The sequence below is a fragment of the Olivibacter sp. 47 genome, assembly GCF_030372825.1.
Classification (GTDB): Bacteria; Bacteroidota; Bacteroidia; order Sphingobacteriales; family Sphingobacteriaceae; genus Olivibacter; species Olivibacter oleidegradans.
Map to the genome: position 1 here is coordinate 5,855,151 of NZ_JAUCNR010000001.1, position 19,496 is coordinate 5,874,646.

The window sequence follows — 19,496 nt, forward strand, 5'->3', positions numbered from 1 at the left end:
ATGAATACATTGGAAGGATGTAAAACATATTTGGAGAGTGTAATAAAGCAGTTCCTGTACTATAAAAAGTTGGGCGAACAGGCGATTGCCCAATTGGACGATACAAGTCTTCATTGGCAATATAATCAAGAAAGTAATAGCATCACTATTATCGTGCAACATTTAACAGGAAATATGTTGTCGAGATTTACAGATTTTCTAACTACTGATGGTGAGAAGACCTGGCGCAAGCGGGATGAGGAGTTCGAAGACCAACCAATTGATAGAAAGGAGTTGATGATTGTTTGGAATAAAGGTTGGACCTGTTTGCTCGATACCATGTATAATCTGCGCCCATCCGACCTTGATTCTATTATATATATAAGGAACGAGGGGCATACCGTCGTGGAAGCAATAAACAGACAACTGGCACATTACGCTTATCACGTAGGTCAAATTGTTTATTTAGCAAAAATGATCAAAGACGATACTTGGGAAACCTTATCGATTCCACGTAACGGCTCTGCACAATATAATCGAAAAAAATTTGGCCAAAAGAAAAGTAAACGTCATTTTACAGACAAGCCCTAATGATAACTATTTAAAAGAACAATCCACCTCGTGGTCATTTACCATGCCAACTGCTTGCATATAGGCATAGCAAATGGTACTTCCAAAAAATTTCATTCCTCGTTTTTTTAAGTCTTTCGCAATGGCATCGGATTCAGCGGATGTTGTCATAAATGACCTGTAGTTATCAACTTTATTGTTGATTATTTGCTGATTGGGCATAAAAGAATATAAATAGCTATAAAATGATCCGAATTCTTTCTGAATGCTTAGAAATATAATTGCGTTGGATATGGCTGCTTTCACTTTTCCTCTGTTACGTATTACTTCAGGGTCTTGAAGGATACGATCTACATCTTCGTCCGTAAATTGAGCGACCTTTTGAGCATCGAAATCGGCAAAATTCCGTCGATAGCCTTCTCTTTTTCGTAATATGGTGATCCAGCTAAGACCGGCCTGTGCCGACTCCAAAATCAAAAATTCAAATAAAGTTTTATCATCGGTTACCGCTTTGCCCCATTCCTCATCATGGTAAGCCATGTAAAGCGGGTCATTGCCGCACCATCCGCATCTTTTTATCATATATACGTCTCTGTTATTGTTATAATTCGTTCAGTGGGTCCCAGTAAATGGTCTTGAAGTTAACTACTCGATCGTTTTCTACTGTGATTCCTTCGTTTTCTAAGAGCTGCTGCATCAAGGTGGGATGACCGAAAGCTGCTTTAGCACTTAACTGGCCTTTGCTGTTTAGTACGCGGTGTGCGGGAACCGGTGGATCAGCTTTTCCGGCATTTCCCATTGCGTAACCTACCATTCGTGCAGCACCGTCCCTTCCAAGTGCCCGTGCGATAGCTCCATAAGAAGTAACCCTTCCTTCCGGAATCTGTCTAACCAACGCATAAACACACTCGTAAAAATTTAGTTCTTCCACCGTGTAACTTGCTTAAATTGCTAAATTAGTTATTTTCCCTATTAAAAACTGCATCTTTGTGTCATGTCTAAAGGAACGTTATATTTATTGCCGGTACCGTTATCTGATCAGGCAGCATCGGCGTCTTATACCACTTATTTTTCTGAGGTCATCAATGCGATTGATGAGTATATCGTCGAAAACGAAAAAACGGCCCGTAAATTTTTAAAGCAAGCAGGATTGAAAATGCCGCAGCAACAATTGGTCCTTCATGATTATGGGAAACATGCAAGAGATGAATACGATAAAGATCGCTTTTTTAAGGCCTTGCTGGAAGGTAAGGACGTCGGTTTAATGAGCGAGGCGGGTTGTCCGGGAATTGCGGATCCAGGCGCAGATATTGTTGCCCGAGCCCATCAACTGGGTATTAAAGTGAGACCGCTTGTGGGGCCTAACTCGATGATATTGGCGTTGATGGCTTCAGGATTCAATGGGCAAACTTTTGCGTTCCATGGATATTTGCCTATTGATAAAGCGGCCCGTGCAAAGAAAATAAAAGAATTAGAACAGGTTGCTCAGAAAGCTAAGCAAACCCAGTTATTTATGGAAACTCCTTTTCGAAATAATCAATTGTTGGAAGAAGTGTTGAAGGTATGCTCCCCTAAAACCCGTTTATGCATTGCGTGCAATATTACCGATCCGGATGAATGGATCAGTAGTGATAGCATTGAGAACTGGAAAAAGAAAAAGGTGGATCTGCATAAAAAACCAGCGATTTTTTTACTGCTTTAAGGATTATCTTAAATAAGTAATGCTGTTATTCCAAACAGCGCGTACCTTAAGATTTAATCTTTTAGTACACGCTGTTAATTTGTACAATGGGAATCAAAACGTTTCCGTTCGATTATCATCCCATGCTTGGTTCCATTCAATCTGAAATTGATTCTGTTTGTCTGCATCCACTAGTAGTTTACCTTTAAACAGTAACTGTACATTGTTTTTTATGGAGCTGCTGACTGTAAAGGTCCTCAATAATGTATCGTCCTCATCATAAACATTTACGATATAACCTAATTCAACAGGGTTGCTTACATCCCCAATGAATTGATTAAAACTTAAGCTTTTATGATCGCTATTGAATAGTGGATAAAATACAATGTTTGTTGCTTCATCTTCTACGGAACTTGGAGAGGTGCTAAATGGGGTGTAAACAAGTGGGGCATGTTCGCTATGGATGCTAATTTTCCGTACATGAGCCAAGTCTTCTTCGTCCGTAAATTCAAATTTCACCTGACTAAAATACCGTTTCAGGCTAACGTCGATTTGTGTATTGCTGTTAACCTCCAAATGGGGGATGTGCGCCCCGAAGATATGTGCATCGTGGTTGCTGAAATGATTAGAAAGGTATAGATCAGAGGCCGTTGTTAGGACTTGTGGCAATAATAACTCCGCTTTTGAAACATTGGAGGTAATGAAGGCGTAATAGCTTCCCGAAGATAATTTAAAGGATAAATCAACTCCTTCGTCCGAAGGATTGAACGTCGTACTGCCTTGCAATGCTAGTAAATGGTCGTCCGCATTAAAGATAAAATAATGGATTTTGCTAATGTTGTCTGTCGACTCTTCCGGCCTGTCTTGATTATAAATACCGGAAAGGCGGAAGTTATCGAGTTTAAAAGTACCACGATTTGGATCGAAATCGTTCGCATCTCCCCTTTCGCCTTCAAAAGGCTCTATCTTGATCGTTAAACGTTGCGCTTGTATAATCGTACGCAGATCCGATAAATTAAACTCATAACTATTTCTAGCATTGTCTTTCGTGTTGGCAAACTGATTGTCGGCTGATAAAAGCGTGTAGGAGTTGCCATTGTCTGTTGAGAAATACAGGCTAAAGTTCTTCGGACCGGTTCCCGAGCTTCCTACATCAAAGGCCAGTTTGCTTATCTCAGAAACGCCCGTCAACGGCATAGTAATCACCAAAGATTGTAAGCCTTTTAAACTTAAGCTTCTACCAGCTGGATAAGGACTCAATCCGTAACCAGCTGTAAAACCAGGTGATGTGTCAGCTGCTTGAAAGGATATAGATGCTGATGAAGTGTTGATTGCTATATCCGGTAATAAATTTTCCTCATTAAAAGACCAAAAGTATACATATTGTTCCTGAGGACTCGGCTCTAATGGCATCGCAGACACTAAGCTAGGGGCTCCGTGGCTAGACAATCGCGACAAACTCAAGGAATGAGGGCTTGCAAGTGGTGTAATACTTGTTGAAAAGCCCTTAAGCTTAAAACGAACAGTGTGTAAGGTCTCTTCCTGCGGTTTGGTTGGAAGCTGAGGTGCCGGTTTCTCACAACTTAAAAACAGAAAAGGGAAAAGGAGAAACAAGAAGCAAGATTTGTAAAGTAACGTTTTCATAATCCGTTTAGTTTTTTAGGTTATAGGTAGGTTTTCCTTATAAAGCGATAAGAAAACCATGAATGAGACGGATAATGTCAATTATCGGTGACTCTCTTTGCAATAATAGCTAATTCTGCCTTAACTGTCTAAGACAGAGCTAAGAATGAACAAAGTGAACAGGATGATAAATTGCGTGTGGGATAGGTTAAGCGTGCCTAAAGCCATTTCGGTTTTAGGCATGCTACTAAAGAGGAGGCTAGTAGTTTATAAGGTCAAAGCCAATATCTCTCCTAAAATTTTTACCCTCAAAGTAAATCCGCCCAGCATCAGCTGTGGCTTGCTGTAGGGCTTCCAGCAGATTGTCTTTAAGAGCAGTTACAGCAATAACACGGCCTCCGGCCGTTTTGACTTCTTCGTTAACAAGCGTTGTACCGGCATGGAATAGCAAAGATTCTTTGACATTTTCCAATCCGCTGATTATTTTGCCATTCTCATATTTCCCTGGGTATCCGCCGGATACCAACATGACAGTAGCTGCAGTTTTTTCTGACACTTTAAATGATTTTGTCGCTAGATTTTCTTCGGCTACTCCCATTAATAAATCGACGAAATCACTTTCGATACGAATGAGTACGCTCTCCGTTTCCGGATCCCCCATTCGTACATTGTATTCTACGACATAAGGATTACCGTCGTCATTCATTAAACCTATAAAGATAAAGCCTTTATAGGGAATATTATCCTTTCTTAGGCCTTCGATGGTGGGCTTAATGATGTCCTTTTCGACTTTAAGCAAAAAAGCTTCGTCCGCAAAAGGTACAGGTGAAACGGAACCCATCCCACCGGTGTTTAAACCTGTATCGCCTTCTCCTATACGTTTATAGTCTTTTGCTGCTGGTAAAACCTTATAGTCTTTTCCGTCTGTCAAGACAAAAACAGATAATTCTATGCCTTTTAAAAAGTCCTCAACAACAACCTTGTTGCTTGCTTCGCCGAATTTAGCATCGGCCAACATGGCGCGAAGTTCCGTTTTTGCCTCTATCAAATCAGCGCAGATCAGCACTCCCTTTCCGGCGGCTAAACCATCTGCTTTTAAAACGATGGGTAATTTTCTGGTCTCGAGGTATTGTAAACCTTCTTCCAAGGTTTCTTTTGTAAACGAACGGGAGGCTGCTGTTGGAATTGCATGGCGTTGCATGAATTGTTTAGAAAAGTCTTTACTCCCCTCTAATTGGGCTCCGTCTGCCGTCGGTCCAATCACAGGAATATTGCTCAACTGTGCATCTTGCAAAAAATAATCATGAATACCCTTTACTAACGGCTCTTCCGGGCCAACTACTACAAGGTGGATATCGTTCTCTAGTGCAAAGGTACCTAACGAAGCAAAATCAGTAACCTTGATATCTACGTTTTTTCCGTAAGCGCCGGTGCCCGCATTCCCGGGAGCAATAAATAATTGTGAGGTTAATGGACTTTGAGCAATCTTATAAGCAAAAGCACTCTCCCTTCCCCCGGAACCAATCAATAAAATATTCATATGTAAATAATTATTCATTCGTGTTTGCATTCAATTGTATTCATGAATGCTTCGCATTTGTTCTTTAATGGTCATACCCGCCTACCGGTAGGCAGGTGGAATATCCAGATTATTTTATTCGTAACCTGTTTGTTTTTTATACACTCATGCTACTTCGTGGTCATTGAGTTTATGTTTGGCAATCATGGATATTTCATTTCTTAAATTTTGAGGATATTCCTACCAATACCGCAAAGTTATTTTTTTTCATGAATTATTGAGCTGCTTTATGAAAGCTTTTTCCTTTTATCAATCATCACCGGAAAAAGTGTATCTTGTGGAATCGTTAAGTAGTTGAATAGCGAAGTGGTTGAGTAGTTGAGTAGTACCTTTCTATCAAAGTTGCAACAATTACTCACACCGAATAACCAATAACGGATAACAAATAACTAACAGCCAAAGAACATGGAATATTTAAAATTGGAGATAAGAGAGCATATTGCTCATATCATGCTAAACAGAGGAAGTTCCAATGCATTACATGCCGAAATGGTTGCGGAATTAAAAGATACGCTTGAGATCGTAGGGAATGATGAACGCATCGGCGGAATTATACTTTATGGGAAGGAGGGCTTTTTTAGTGCCGGATTGGATTTAATCAGTTTGTACAATTATGATGAGAAGCAAATAAAAGCTTTTTGGTATCAATTTCTAGATCTTGTAAAAACGTTTGTTTCCTTTCCCAAGCCGGCTGTTGCTGCTATTGGTGGGCATAGCCCGGCAGGCGGATGTGTGCTGGCTCTTTGTTGTGACTACCGAATAATGGCAGAAGGTGACTTTATTATCGGACTAAACGAGGTGCCTGTCGGTATTATTGTACCCGAGAGCATTTTTGAGCTATACAGCTTTTGGATAGGAAAGGCCAAAGCTTATCGGTATTTGCTGACGGGCGAATTGTTACAGCCGCAACGCGCTTTAGAAGAAGGGTTGATTGATGAGCTGGTACCAATAAATCAACTACACACGAAGGCCGATAAGCAAATGAAAAGGTATTTGAATTTTAATTGGAATACCTGGCAACAAAGTAAGAGAGAATTACGCAAGGAGCTTGTTCATCGATTCAATCAAGATGCTACAGAAGTAGTTGATAAATTGCTTGCACAGTGGTGGGAACCTTCCACAAGAGGCATACTCAAGACAATCATTGGTAATTTAACAAAGAAGTGATGTTCAGATGAAAGAATTTCTAAGGTAAGTTTTTAAATAGCCACAAAAGTCTGCATAATTATGGAAAAAATACAAGGCGCGCTACGCGATGATGCGCTTAAAGGAAAAACAATAGTTGTAACAGGAGGTGGTACCGGTTTAGGGAAAGCCATGAGTACCTACTTTTCGGCACTTGGCGCCAATTTGATCATTGCGAGTAGAAGGCAGGAAGTGTTGGATAATACGGCAAAAGAAATCATGGATAGCACAAAAGGCCAGGTATTGGCGATTGCCTGTGACGTTCGCAAAACAGAGGATATAGAAACCGTTTTGGTTAAGGGAGTGGAAAGCTTTGGTAAAATAGATGCGCTCGTAAATAATGCAGCGGGGAACTTTATATCGCCTACAGAGAAGTTATCCGCTAATGCCTTTTCAGCCGTGATCGATATTGTCTTAAAGGGGACGGTTAATGCGACGCTTGCCTTTGGAAAATATTGGATAGAAAATAAAATAAAAGCTTCGGTTTTAAATATAGTCACAACTTACGCGTTTACGGGCTCTGCTTATGTTGCACCTTCGGCAGCAGCAAAAGGAGGCGTGCTGGCTTTAACACGATCGCTCGCAGTAGAGTGGGGAAAATATGGTATTCGGCATAATGCCATTGCCCCTGGTCCTTTCCCAACTAAAGGAGCATGGGAGCGCTTATTGCCGGGAGCGCTTGCTGAAAAGTTTGATTTTCGAACTAGGGTTCCGCTTAAACGGGTTGGCGACCATCAGGAGTTAGCCAATTTAGCAGCCTTTTTGCTCTCTGATTACGCGCTCTTTGTGAACGGTGAAGTGGTTACGATAGATGGAGGTGAATGGTTGCAAGGTGCCGGACAGTTTAGTGCGATGGAAGCTATTCCGGAAGAGATGTGGGAACAGCTCATACAGCAGGGAAAAAAAACGAAGGGAAGCTAGCACAAAAAAAATAAACATTTGTGAAAAAAAGTAACTTTATCTAAGTTTGCTAAACTTATCCGGATATTAATTTGACGTATTCATTAGCTCGACTGCCTCGCTTTTAATGGGGATTTCCAGTGAGTAATAATGAAATTTAGATAGCGCTTTGAACAATGAAGATGGCTGAAACACAAGTACAGGAAGAGACCTTTACACTGGAAGAAATTCTCTCGGTTACTAAAGAGTATCATCGGTTAATCTTGTGGAACGATGACATAAATACATTCGACCATGTAATTCACTGCCTAATGAAGTATTTAGACTATAGCGAAAGTCAGGCTGAGAAAATTGCATGGAAGGTGCATAACGAAGGGAAATGTGCGGTACTGGAGGGCACATACACTGAAGTGGATGTTTATAGGAAAATTCTGAAAGAAGAGGGCTTAACCGTTAGCATTGAGTAGTTCCTTCGTTATTGAAGTGTACCGATCGCCTCTTCCAACTCGTCTTGTGTGGTTTTCGTTTTATCTTTCGTATACCATAACATCACTTTTTCAATCCATTCCTCTTTACTTAAACCCATAACTTTTAGCGATTCGATGTATAGCTGCAGTTCTTTAGGCCGTGGCCCCCAGTTAAGTATCTCTTTATTTTCGGCCACGTCATAGATAATCAATTTCGGAATCCCACGTGCCCCATTGGTTAAATATTGGTCCATATAATCTGTATTGCTGTCTCTCAAAACGATAAATAAATCAATCTGGCTAGGATTGGCTTCCGCTATTTTGGCTATAACCGGTAATATCTGAGCAGCATCCCCACACCAAGCTTCTGTAATGACGGTAAAAACATATTGTCGTTTCAATTGTGAAAGCTTCGTAAGCAAAGACTTTTTCAGAGTGATCATTTTACCAATGCGCTGCATTCTTACCAGATTTAATGCCGTAAAATTGGCTAAAAACGAGGATTGGTCAGGACCTGTAGTCTGTCTTTTTTCTACAAGCTGTTTCACCAGTTCTATATAAGCATCGTAGCTAAATCTTTCTTGCGGTATATGGTTTAAAGACATGCCGCGAAGATACTGTAATAATGGTGTTACGGGTTAATCTTATTGTCAAAAAAGGAGTCCTAGACTAATTGATAATGTTAATTTTGACGGCGTCAGATAAAGCTAAAATTAAATAGATTCATACAATGAAGTTACAAGTGGTAAGAAATATTACATTATTCTTAACCTTATGCCTAGGACCTTTCCTTTTGCAGGCGCAAGACCTTGCGAAGATAAGCGGCATTGTTGTCGATTCCGTCAGTAGTCGACCCATAGACTTTGCTAGCGTAACCTTAATGAACCAACAGACGAACCAAGTAATAAAAGGCGGGCAAACCGATGATGACGGTAAGTTTATTTTTTCCGGCATACCGGCTGGGACTTACCTATTACGCGCCAGCTTTGTTGGCTATGATGCTTATGAAAAGCGATCTCTACGTGTAACCGGTACACAAACACTGGCATTAGGGAACCTAAAGCTAAGCCCTTCGGCAAGTACCATGTTAAAGGAAGTGGTAATAGAAGGGACACCGCCTGCTATGCAAATGGGGATTGATCGAAAGATTTTTAATCCTGAACAAAGTATCGTGAGTGCAGGAGGAAGCGCTTCTGAACTATTGGCTAATGTACCTTCCCTGTCGGTGGATATGGATGGAAATGTGGGGTTGAGAGGTTCTACAAATGTTAAAATCTTAATCGACGGAAAACAATCGGCATTAGCCGGCAGCAATATTAACAGTCTATTGGAATCATTACCTGCCAATTCTATACAACGAATCGAAGTGATGACAAATCCGTCCGCTAAATACGACCCGGAAGGACAAGGGGGCATTGTCAATATTATTTTGAAAAAAAACATCCGTACAGGCTTTAACGGCATGGCTCGTGCAGGAGGTGGTTCTTTTAACAATTACAATGCAGGGATCGACCTAAACTATCGCGATACGAAATTTAACTATTTTGGAGGCTACGATTTCAGACGAAGAAATAATCCAGGGAGCGGCTTTAATAATAATATTTACAATGATGGAAGTAGGGTATACAATATAAGCGATAACCAACGGAAGGGGAATAGTCACACCGTTCGTTTAGGAGCTGATTTTTTTGCAACAGAAAAAACTACCTTAGGATTATCGGCTAATCTTAATTTACGTGATAATATTCGGCGAGAGGACCTATTTTATACTTATTACGATGCAACAGGCTCCGTCATCGGTACGAGTCCACGCTACACTAACCAGAATGAGGACGATACAGGTTACGAGTTCAATTTCGATTTCAAACGGGAATTTAAACGCGAAGGGGAAGAATTAACTGCCAATGTATCATACGGTAGAAGTAAAGAGGACGGCATCCAGACCTTTGAGCAAACGGCAACGGATCCTTCCATTGTAATTGATCCCGGTCGGATTAATGATACGTATGAAGATGGTGAAAACGTTAATATACAAGTCGATTATGTGCTTCCCTTTAGCAAGGAACAAAAGCTTGAGACAGGATACAGAACAACTTTACGTTACAGCGATGAACAGCAATTGTCCGACGCATTTTCTCCATCCACGGGGCAATATGAACGAGATTATAACCTAACAAATGACTTCAATATGGATGATATTGTCCATGCTCTTTATGCTAATTACCAGAACAAGCTAAGCGACAAATTCGGTTATCAGGTTGGTCTACGTGCTGAACAGGCTTATTTAAATACCGAGTACCTTTCTTATGATCCGAATTTAGCCCCTGAAGACCGGTCGACTAAAGGGCGACTGGATTATTTCCGTGTTTATCCAAGCATCTACCTGACACAGGAACTCTCAGAAGGTTCATCCTTACAACTGAGTTACACACGTCGAGTTAACCGTCCTCGCGGATGGCAAGTGAATCCTTTTTTGGATATCTCTGATCCCGTAAATTATAGACAAGGAAATCCAAACCTTAAGCCGGAAGATATTCACTCCCTGGAATTAGCGTATAGTAAAAAGCTGGGAAAAATGAACCTAACCTCTTCGGTATACCATCGCATTACGAACGATGTAGTGGAAATGATCGTCGATTCGGCAGCGTCAGGCACTAATGTTACCTATTCAACCTTCCGTAACATTAGTCAAAATCGCGCAACGGGGATTGAACTTATTTCGCAGTTCACACTGAACCAAAATTTTGATTTTATGGCCAACTTCAATGGAAACTACCAGTCATTCAGTGGGAGTGAAGAATACGGCGTTGACGCAAACAGCGGTTTTAACTGGGATGCTAACTTAACGGCCAATGGCAGGATTGCTAAGGGCCTGACCGCTCAACTTAGAGGGAATTATATGGCTCCACGTGTCATGGCACAAGGGACATCGACCAGCATGTTTTTTGCGGATGCCGGACTCAAGTGGTCTGTTTTGGAAGATAAGGGAAGTATCATGTTGAATGTTCAAAATATCTTCAACAAGGCCCGGTTTGGAGGAACAAGAACAACTGCGCAGTTTTACAGCGAATTCCAACGTAATTTCATGAAAGGTCCGCGTGCTATGTTGACACTTTCTTATCGCTTTGGCAAACGTAACCCCGATCAAGAACGCAAGCGTAGAAGAGAAGAAAATACGGAAGATTTCCAAAGTGGTGGCGAAATGCAGTAAAATATTTCGCCGCTATAAATTACTTCTTTATGGCAGCTAAGCTAACCGATAAACTTTCATATAAAGGAAAGTTTGGCTAAGTTTGCTAACGATAAAAACTAGACAACATGTATACAGGACTTAAACATTTACATTCGGGGCTGCGCTATGTGGTTCTTTTATTGTTAATATTAGCGATTATTTCAGCGATAAGCGGATTGGCTGGAAAGAAACCCTACACAGAAGGAAATCGTAAATTGAATTTATTTACCTTAATTTCGGGCCACATCCAGTTATTGATAGGTTTAGCACTGTATGCAATGAGCTCGATGGTTACGTTTAACGATATGAGCAACGTCATGAAAACTGCGAACCTGCGTTATTGGACAGTGGAACATATTAGTATGATGGTATTGGCCATTATATTAATAACCGTAGGGCATTCCAAATCAAAAAAGGCGATGGATGCCTCCGCTAAACACAAGTCTATTGCTGTATTTTACACGATTGCTTTGGTTATTATACTGGCCGCTATTATGATGGCTGTTGGAAAAGGCTTTATAACCTTCTGGGGATTCTAAAGGCTTGAGCCTTTTTATGTTAACTTTAGTCAAAAAAATTTGAAATATTAAAATTTTATAGTAGGTTTGCTTTATCATGACAATCGATACTACAATACGCAACTGGTGGTGGCCTGTTAAAGAACAGCGCCGGGAGCATATATAATGGCATAGATTGATCAACCAAAGCCGAAACTTATAAACCCGACGCATATACGTCGGGTTTTTTTGTGCTTATGATTACAGCAATGTTAACAATTTAAGAATGGAGACATATCAATTAAAGACGAGATTTAAAAAGTTATTAGCGGACACGACCACACCGGTGAGTATATATTTACGATTGCGGGACGTTTTTCCCAATAGTCTACTGTTGGAAAGTTCAGATTACCACAGTCGCGAAAATAGCATGAGTTATGTTTGTTGCAGTCCAATAGCTGGTATCAGCCTCAATGAAAAGCAGTTAAATATGTATTTTCCCGATGGCCAAAAACGCAGCAAGCCAGCAGATGCCGTTAATTTAAGAGAAGAAGTTTCCAATTTTCGCCGGTCTTTCGCGGCTGATAACCTTGATGATTTCAAATTTATTACGAACGGGTTATTTGGATATTTCACCTTTGATACCGTTGCTCATTTCGAAGATATCACTTTAAAGACACCTATTGATGAAGCACGAAATATTCCTTTTCTGCAGTATCACGTCTATCGTTATGTGATTGCCATCGACCATTTCCGTAATGAGCTCTATGTGTTTGAGCATTATTTGGGTGAACCTGAGGAAGACGGTTTGAGCAAAATCCAGTACTTGATTCAAAATAAAAATTTTCCTGAATACAAATTTGAGCTTAATGGCGAGGAGCGTTCCAATAAAACGGATGAGGAATACAAATCATTGGTTGAAAAAACGAAAGAGCATATCTTCCGAGGAGATGTGTTTCAGATTGTTCCGTCGCGAGCTTTTAGTAGGCCGTTTTTAGGAGACGAGTTTAACGTTTACAGAAGCTTACGTTCCGTGAACCCATCTCCGTATTTATTTTATTTTGACTATGGTAACTTTAAATTATTCGGCTCTTCGCCGGAAGCCCAACTGACAATTAAGGGGAATGAGGCGTCCATTTATCCTATTGCAGGAACTTTCAAAAGAACGGGAAATACTATAGAGGATCTTCGAGTTGCGGAAGCTTTGAAGAACGACCCTAAGGAAAGTGCAGAGCATGTTATGTTGGTTGATTTAGCACGGAACGACTTAAGTAGGCACTGCATCGATGTGGAAGTTAGATCCTTCAAGGAGGCGCAATTCTATTCGCATGTCATTCACCTCGTTTCGAAAGTGAGTGGAACCTTACAGGACGGGGCTAATCCTTTTGATGTGGTAGGCGATACCTTTCCGGCCGGAACCTTGAGCGGTGCACCCAAACATATGGCCATGCAGTTGATCGATCGCTACGAGAAACAACAACGTGGATTTTATAGTGGCGCCATCGGCTTTATGGGTTTCAATGGAGATTTCAATCATGCGATCATGATCCGAACTTTTTTGAGCAAGAATAATAGATTGCACTACCAAGCTGGGGGTGGTGTGGTAGCAGACTCGTCGGCAGAAGGCGAATTAAATGAAGTTAATAATAAAATAGCCGCTCTCAGAAAAGCGTTAACTTTAGCCGAAGAGCTCTAGGCTGTTGATAAGAAATAGTTAAGTAGTGAAATGGCGAGGTAGCTGAGGCTGATTGCTGATAGCTAAAAGCCGATAGAAATGAATAAATAAGCTGACAGCAGATTGCTGAAGGCTAAACGCTGATAAAAACAACAATGACGCAGAAAAAACTTGCTACTGAACCAAAGATACTGGTGGTAGATAATTACGATTCTTTTACCTTTAATTTAGTGCATCTGCTGCAAGAATGTGGCTTGGATTGCACAGTGGTTAGAAATGACAAATTTCGCATCGAAGAGGTGGCGGCTTATGATAAAATTTTGCTTTCGCCCGGGCCCGGGATTCCGGAAGAAGCCGGGCTCCTCATGGACGTTATTCGTACTTATGGTGCATCTAAAAGTATTCTCGGTATCTGTTTGGGACAGCAAGCAATCGCTGAAGTATATGGAGGGAAACTATTTAATCTTAAAAGGCCTGTGCATGGTACCGCAACTCCCTTAAAGATTCTAAAATCAACGGAACCGTTATTTAAAGGCTTGCCCGAACGCTTTAACATTGGTCGTTATCATTCTTGGGCCGTAGCACAGGAACAATTTCCCGAAGAGCTTGAGATAACCGCTGTCGATGATGAGGGGGTGATTATGGCCTTGTCTCATCGCTATTATGATGTAAAGGGTTTACAGTTCCATCCTGAATCTGTTTTAAGTGAGCACGGAAAACAAATGATCGCCAACTGGTTGAATAATTAATCGGCATACAATGAATATACTGGATAAGATTATAAGCAGAAAAAGAGAAGAACTATTAATTGCTAAACAGCAAGTAACAATAGATGACCTGATGCGTCGGCCACTTTTCGATCGTACTTGTTACAATCTCAGAGACTCGGTACTTGATCCGCAGAGAACCGGCATTATTGCAGAATATAAGAGAGCCTCTCCATCAAAAGGCGTAATCAATGATCAGGTTACCGTTGAAGAAGTTACCAGGGGATATGCAGAGGCAGGTGCCTCCGCTATTTCAGTTTTAACTGATCGTGATTTCTTTAAGGGCAGTTTACAAGATTTAATAAAAGCTCGGGAAACGGTGAATGTACCTTTGTTACGAAAAGATTTTATCATTGACGAATATCAGATAGCCGAAGCAAAAGCATATGGTGCCGATATCATATTGTTAATAGCCGCTGTTTTAAATAATGAAGAGGTGGAATCGCTGGCCAAATATGCTAAAAACTTAGGTTTGAATGTGCTTTTAGAAGTACATAACCAGCAGGAGCTGGAAACGAATTTATTCGACACGGTAGATGCTATTGGCGTAAACAACCGAAACCTTAAAGATTTTACAGTATCAATTGATCACTCGTTAGCGCTGGTGAACCGCATTCCGGAATCCTTTGTTAAAGTTTCGGAAAGCGGCATAAGCGATCCTCTTGTTATTAAGCAATTGAAAAAGGCGGGTTTTCAGGCGTTCTTGATCGGTGAAAACTTCATGAAAACAACGGACCCTTCAGCATCGATTAAACAGTTCGTGAACGAATTATAATTTACGCAGTCGATTGCTTTACACAAAAAGATGAACATCTGCCAAAAAGCTAGTCAATTTATTATGAGGTATATAATATTTCGTTATTTTTGCGTCTCACCTTAAATGAAACTATCCTCAAAAATGGCTAGATTAAATCTATTGGAAGAAACGCGTTTCGAGAAACTCCCCGTAACCGTTTACAAAAATTCAAAGGCAGCCTCATTAGCTGTCGCTGCTCGTATTGCAACCCTAATTAAAGAAAAGCAAGAAAAAGGTGAGCAGGCCGTATTAGGTCTCGCTACAGGTGCAACTCCTGTTCAAGTTTATGCAGAGCTTGTACGACTTCACCGCGAAGAAGGACTAAGCTTTCAAAACGTTACTACTTTTAATTTGGATGAATATTATCCCATGCAACCCGACTCTGCCCAGAGTTATGTTACCTTTATGAACAAAAACTTATTTGATCATATCGATATTAAGCGGGAAAATATTAACATCCCTGATGGAACACTCGATCTATCGGACATACCGACCTATTGTATGGAGTATGAGCGTAAGATCAGTGAACTGGGTGGTTTGGATTTTCAACTTTTAGGAATCGGTAGAACCGGCCACATAGGTTTCAATGAGCCTGGTTCGGCCCCGAATTCAGGTACCCGTTTGGTTACTTTGGACGACCTTACCCGTCGAGATGCGTCTCGCGATTTTGGGGGGAAGGAGAACGTGCCAACGAAGGCTATTACTATGGGTATCGGTACCATTTTTAAGGCTCGCGAAATCATTTTGATGGCTTGGAGTCCTGTTAAGGCCGAAATTGTTAAAAAGGCAGTGGAGGGGGAAATGTCTTCGGATGTGCCCGCAACCTTCCTTCAGCTTTCTGATAATGTTGAATTCGTTTTGGATGAGGGAGCCGCAAGTGAATTGACCCGTTTCAACACGCCTTGGTTGGTCAAAGACTGTGTTTGGAACTCTAAAACCATAAAAAAGGCAGTAATTTGGTTGGCCCAAACGGTTAAAAAGCCAATTCTCAAATTAACCGAAGAAGATTACAACAACCATGGCATGGCGCAATTGGCCACGGAAAAAGGGCCGGTTTATAACATTAATATAGATATTTTTAATCAGCTTCAACATACGATTACCGGTTGGCCGGGAGGGAAACCTAACGCGGATGATAGTCAGCGTCCTGAACGTGCAGTGCCTGCGAGGAAAAATGCGATTATCTTTTCACCACACCCGGATGATGACGTAATTTCTATGGGTGGTACTTTTATACGTTTGGCTGATCAGGGACATAATGTACACGTTGCTTATCAGACTTCCGGGAACACAGCTGTTTGGGATGATGATGTCTTACGGTATATAGAATTTGCTACTGACTTTACAAAGTCGCTGAATTTAGGGACCCAAAAATTAGAAGCATTATATAACGAAACCCGAAGATTTATAGCAGCCAAAAAACCGAACCAAATTGATACAGAAGAAATCCGTACCATTAAGGGGCTAATTCGTAAAGGAGAAGCAATAGCGGGTGCCCGATTTGCGGGTCTGCCTGACGAAAATATCCATTTTCAGGATTTACCTTTTTACGATAGGGGCAAATTTTCAAAGGTTGTATCTTATGAGGACGATATCGTAAAGACGATGGAGTTATTGCAGCAAATCAAACCGCATCAGGTTTTTGCAGCCGGTGATTTTGCCGATCCGCATGGAACGCATAAAGTTTGTTTCGACATTATTTTGGAAGCGTTGACCCGATTAAGTAAAACGGAGGAGTGGACAAAAGATTGCTGGTTGTGGCTATATAGAGGGGCATGGCACGAGTTTGAGATTCATGAAATAGAAATGGCCGTTCCCTTGTCACCACAAGAAGTGATTCGGAAACGCCACGCTATTTTTAAACATCAATCACAAAAAGATCTGCCTGTGTTTCCGGGAGATGATGCTCGTGAGTTCTGGGTACGTGCCGAGGATAGAACCAGTGAAACGGCGAGAAAATACGATGAACTAGGTTTAGCGGATTATGAAGCCATTGAGGCTTTTGTTCGCTGGAAATTTTAATGAATACAGATTGGGTTTGTTTAAGTATCTATTGAGATGCTTGAACAAACCTCAATCTAATATTGTAATTCGCCTTTCAAATTAACGCGAACATGAAAGGGCTGTAAATACGTGTCAACTAAAACTGCAAATTCTCTACGACTTAGTTTTCGTTCCGGATCGTAAGAACCTTTAAATTTAAAGCGTTTTATCCAACCTTTCTCAACTTCAGCATTTAACTCCTCTCCCCTATTGGCAACATACTTTATTAAATCCAATAAGTCACTTAACTTAAATACAGGGATATCTTTGTCTTTAAACCATATCTGACTTCTGGTATATAACTGTTTGATGGGAAATTCGACTTCTTTTGAAGACACCAAACTGTCGGGAGAAAACTGAAAAGAGTTTTCGTTATTTTTATAGACACCCCGCAGGATACCAGTGGCTCCAACTCGTTGGATCTGCGGGTGATGTACATCGGATAAACGGATGTCCTGAAAAGGCATCATAAAACTCTTAAAGGCTAAAAGCTCGCCCTGTAATGTCCTGACATTAATTTTGTCAGAGGTAGTATTAAAAAAAGCACAGTAAGCTGCTGCAGCACCGCAGGCTTGTGCGCGCAACATCAATAGCGGTATCCGCTCTATATTATCGGGGGATAATAGCTTCTCATTCGGTTTTGTTGAGAAATAGTTTCTTAGTGAACTGTCGGGCAACAGATTACTTAGCGGTATATTGAAAATCTGTTTTCCTATTTGTCCGACAGCAACCCCCGTTCTGTATAAAGATGAATCATAGTTGATTTGCTTAACCAGTTCAGAAGGAAAATATTCCTTATCTTTAATATCCTTTTCCTTTAATAAACTTAATAGCGAAGCTTTATCGGTAGCATCTACTATTGCCCTTACTTTTATTTTTTTCCTGTTGCTTAGTGTGATCTGCCATCCTTTACCCGATTTCTCTATAGCAGAAATCGTAAGATTTTTTTTATAAGATAATCGCTTAATCGTGTCTGCGCTGTTTTCAAAAACGTTTTGCGCTATTCTAGGTGCTATATGTTTTTTTGCAGCAAATAATGCAGAATCCGAGATTTCTTTAACATTAGCAATTCCCTTTAAAAAAAATGCCCAGGTCCCAACATCGAGCAAGTGATTGGATGAAATGCTTTTCGTTTCACCTTGTATTAGTGTCCCTCCTATATTGGTTGAATCTACTATCCAATAAGTTTCAACACCGGATTGTGCAGACTGCATGGCTGCAGAAAAAGCATCGGCTCCATGTCCGTATACCAGTACTTGTGGCTTAGGGGGCTTTTTACTTTTTTGTGCCGTTCCCTGAAAGGGTATTGAACAGCATAAAATCAAGAAGAAGAGTCTATTTACCATCTTGCATAGAATGAATTGCTGTTAGGTCTGTTCCGTTTGCCTGCAAGTTACGCAGATGATGAATAATTTCCAATTCTAAATGACTATCGGGAATAATACCTAAAGATAAGTGGGATTGCTTTGGGAGCTTCCTTGGTCGGTTTTACTTAAAAATAGAACTATTATTTTAATCAACTTTTCTTGATAAAAGTTGAGCAAACCGAAGAACGTAGTGATGAGTTCATGAACACCTTTAAAAATAAACAAGAGTGAATAAATCAAGGCTCATGTAGGCTACCTTGCAACCGATGGCAAAGCATCGCTGGCGCGTATTGGAGCCGTTTCACTTCCTCAATCCGCTTGGATATTGCCGTATGAACAGACATGCAAATGCTTTGCGGCTCGTTACGTCGGTATCCTCCAAGGCCATTCTTCCAGCGCACAGGGCTAATATTTAGGGCTGAAGAAATAATACGTCCGGTTAAAAGTAAAAGCCCAACGTTCTGCTAAAATATCACCTAGGAAATTTGCGGTTTGCACGTTGAGGCACTACCTTTTATAGCAAAGTTCCAAGTGATGAGTTTTTGGTTACTTTTTGCGGAAAAAAGTGACAAAAAAACGTTCCTTTAATATAAACAATTCATCTATGTGTTAAATCGATCCCTGTTTTAGGTCAAAAAGCCGATAGTCATATTCTTCTAATACTAACACCAAACATACATGAAAAGCGAAATCTCTAAATAATTCATTTAAGCGATAAGCAAACTATTTATTAACAATAACTGTTATATACTTAGTTTGAAATATCATATCAGGAAATTATGAGTACATCTGCATCTATGACGCCACTTTCACAGGTTATGAATAAATTAGCCGCTAAAGGATATGGCGAAGAAATCACGATAAAAAAAGAAGGGGCTTATTTAGGTAACCTGAAATCACCCGTTTACCAACCACAAGACTTAACCATTGTTCGAAATTACCGTTTTGAAGGGGAAAGTGATCCTGCCGATATGTCTGTTTTATATGCCATAGAAACGAAAGATGGTAAAAAAGGATTTCTTTTAAATGCCTATGGTACCTATTCAGATCAAGATGCTGCCGATTACGATGCATTCATACTCGATGTGCCTATTGACGAGAAAGCAGAGCTGGAAGAATTGGGAAATTAGTTCAT

18 protein-coding genes are annotated in these 19,496 nt (G+C 40.6%); 12 read left to right on the forward strand and 6 right to left on the reverse strand.

What is annotated here, in order from left to right:
* The gene (locus QT327_RS25345; protein WP_013664783.1) at positions 1-570 is read left to right on the forward strand and encodes a DUF1572 family protein; all 570 of its coding nucleotides are present in this window, start codon (positions 1-3) and stop codon (positions 568-570) included.
* A gap of 6 nt (positions 571-576) precedes the next feature.
* Here QT327_RS25345 and QT327_RS25350 read toward each other — a convergent pair whose 3' ends face one another.
* Together QT327_RS25350 and QT327_RS25355 are read right to left on the reverse strand one after the other, a co-directional pair.
* Positions 577-1,131, reverse strand: coding sequence for a DNA-3-methyladenine glycosylase I (locus QT327_RS25350; RefSeq protein WP_013664784.1), 555 nt, complete (start codon positions 1,129-1,131; stop codon positions 577-579).
* A gap of 19 nt (positions 1,132-1,150) precedes the next feature.
* A complete protein-coding gene (locus tag QT327_RS25355) occupies positions 1,151-1,480 on the reverse strand; it encodes an MGMT family protein (protein ID WP_013664785.1) in 330 nt (109 codons plus the stop codon).
* A 63-nt stretch (positions 1,481-1,543) separates the two neighbouring features.
* Between QT327_RS25355 and QT327_RS25360 the strand changes: the two genes are divergently transcribed.
* Positions 1,544-2,251 carry an SAM-dependent methyltransferase gene (locus QT327_RS25360; protein ID WP_013664786.1) on the forward strand — a complete coding sequence of 236 codons (708 nt, stop codon included), beginning with the start codon at positions 1,544-1,546 and terminating at the stop codon, positions 2,249-2,251.
* 93 nt (positions 2,252-2,344) lie between these two features.
* On the opposite strand, the gene QT327_RS25365 is transcribed toward QT327_RS25360, so the two are convergent.
* Together QT327_RS25365 and purD are read right to left on the reverse strand one after the other, a co-directional pair.
* Positions 2,345-3,874 (reverse strand): hypothetical protein, encoded by a 1,530-nt coding sequence (locus tag QT327_RS25365; RefSeq protein WP_289554229.1) that lies wholly within the window; start codon positions 3,872-3,874, stop codon positions 2,345-2,347.
* A gap of 238 nt (positions 3,875-4,112) precedes the next feature.
* The gene (purD, locus tag QT327_RS25370; RefSeq protein ID WP_130854523.1) at positions 4,113-5,393 is read right to left on the reverse strand and encodes a phosphoribosylamine--glycine ligase; all 1,281 of its coding nucleotides are present in this window, start codon (positions 5,391-5,393) and stop codon (positions 4,113-4,115) included.
* Between the two features lie 444 nt (positions 5,394-5,837).
* Here purD and QT327_RS25375 point away from each other — a divergent pair, with 444 nt between their 5' ends.
* The 3 genes from QT327_RS25375 (at position 5,838) to QT327_RS25385 (ending at position 7,984) form a co-directional block, all read left to right on the forward strand.
* Complete coding sequence (locus QT327_RS25375; RefSeq protein ID WP_013664789.1) at positions 5,838-6,599, forward strand: enoyl-CoA hydratase/isomerase family protein; 762 nt, start codon at positions 5,838-5,840, stop codon at positions 6,597-6,599.
* Between the two features lie 60 nt (positions 6,600-6,659).
* The gene (locus QT327_RS25380; RefSeq protein ID WP_013664790.1) at positions 6,660-7,538 is read left to right on the forward strand and encodes an SDR family oxidoreductase; all 879 of its coding nucleotides are present in this window, start codon (positions 6,660-6,662) and stop codon (positions 7,536-7,538) included.
* A gap of 155 nt (positions 7,539-7,693) precedes the next feature.
* A complete protein-coding gene (locus QT327_RS25385) occupies positions 7,694-7,984 on the forward strand; it encodes an ATP-dependent Clp protease adaptor ClpS (protein WP_013664791.1) in 291 nt (96 codons plus the stop codon).
* A gap of 8 nt (positions 7,985-7,992) precedes the next feature.
* On the opposite strand, the gene QT327_RS25390 is transcribed toward QT327_RS25385, so the two are convergent.
* Positions 7,993-8,589, reverse strand: coding sequence for a thioredoxin family protein (locus QT327_RS25390; RefSeq protein ID WP_130854521.1), 597 nt, complete (start codon positions 8,587-8,589; stop codon positions 7,993-7,995).
* Between the two features lie 125 nt (positions 8,590-8,714).
* Here QT327_RS25390 and QT327_RS25395 point away from each other — a divergent pair, with 125 nt between their 5' ends.
* The 6 genes from QT327_RS25395 (at position 8,715) to nagB (ending at position 16,973) form a co-directional block, all read left to right on the forward strand.
* The gene (locus QT327_RS25395) at positions 8,715-11,195 is read left to right on the forward strand and encodes a TonB-dependent receptor (RefSeq protein WP_013664793.1); all 2,481 of its coding nucleotides are present in this window, start codon (positions 8,715-8,717) and stop codon (positions 11,193-11,195) included.
* A 107-nt stretch (positions 11,196-11,302) separates the two neighbouring features.
* Entirely contained in the window at positions 11,303-11,755 is a 453-nt protein-coding gene (locus QT327_RS25400) for a cytochrome B (protein ID WP_130854520.1), read from the forward strand.
* A 244-nt stretch (positions 11,756-11,999) separates the two neighbouring features.
* Positions 12,000-13,409: an anthranilate synthase component I family protein gene (locus QT327_RS25405; RefSeq protein WP_130854519.1), complete on the forward strand. Its 1,410-nt coding sequence runs from the start codon at positions 12,000-12,002 to the stop codon at positions 13,407-13,409.
* A 134-nt stretch (positions 13,410-13,543) separates the two neighbouring features.
* Positions 13,544-14,137: an anthranilate synthase component II gene (locus tag QT327_RS25410; RefSeq protein WP_013664796.1), complete on the forward strand. Its 594-nt coding sequence runs from the start codon at positions 13,544-13,546 to the stop codon at positions 14,135-14,137.
* Between the two features lie 10 nt (positions 14,138-14,147).
* Entirely contained in the window at positions 14,148-14,930 is a 783-nt protein-coding gene (gene trpC, locus QT327_RS25415; protein WP_130854518.1) for an indole-3-glycerol phosphate synthase TrpC, read from the forward strand.
* A gap of 123 nt (positions 14,931-15,053) precedes the next feature.
* Complete coding sequence (gene nagB, locus QT327_RS25420) at positions 15,054-16,973, forward strand: glucosamine-6-phosphate deaminase (RefSeq protein WP_130854517.1); 1,920 nt, start codon at positions 15,054-15,056, stop codon at positions 16,971-16,973.
* Between the two features lie 56 nt (positions 16,974-17,029).
* Here the strand turns inward: nagB and QT327_RS25425 are convergent, their stop codons facing one another.
* Positions 17,030-18,340 carry an FAD-dependent oxidoreductase gene (locus QT327_RS25425; protein WP_130854516.1) on the reverse strand — a complete coding sequence of 437 codons (1,311 nt, stop codon included), beginning with the start codon at positions 18,338-18,340 and terminating at the stop codon, positions 17,030-17,032.
* Between the two features lie 800 nt (positions 18,341-19,140).
* Here QT327_RS25425 and QT327_RS25430 point away from each other — a divergent pair.
* Positions 19,141-19,491 carry a hypothetical protein gene (locus tag QT327_RS25430; protein WP_130854514.1) on the forward strand — a complete coding sequence of 117 codons (351 nt, stop codon included), beginning with the start codon at positions 19,141-19,143 and terminating at the stop codon, positions 19,489-19,491.
* Positions 19,492-19,496: the final 5 nt, after the last annotated feature.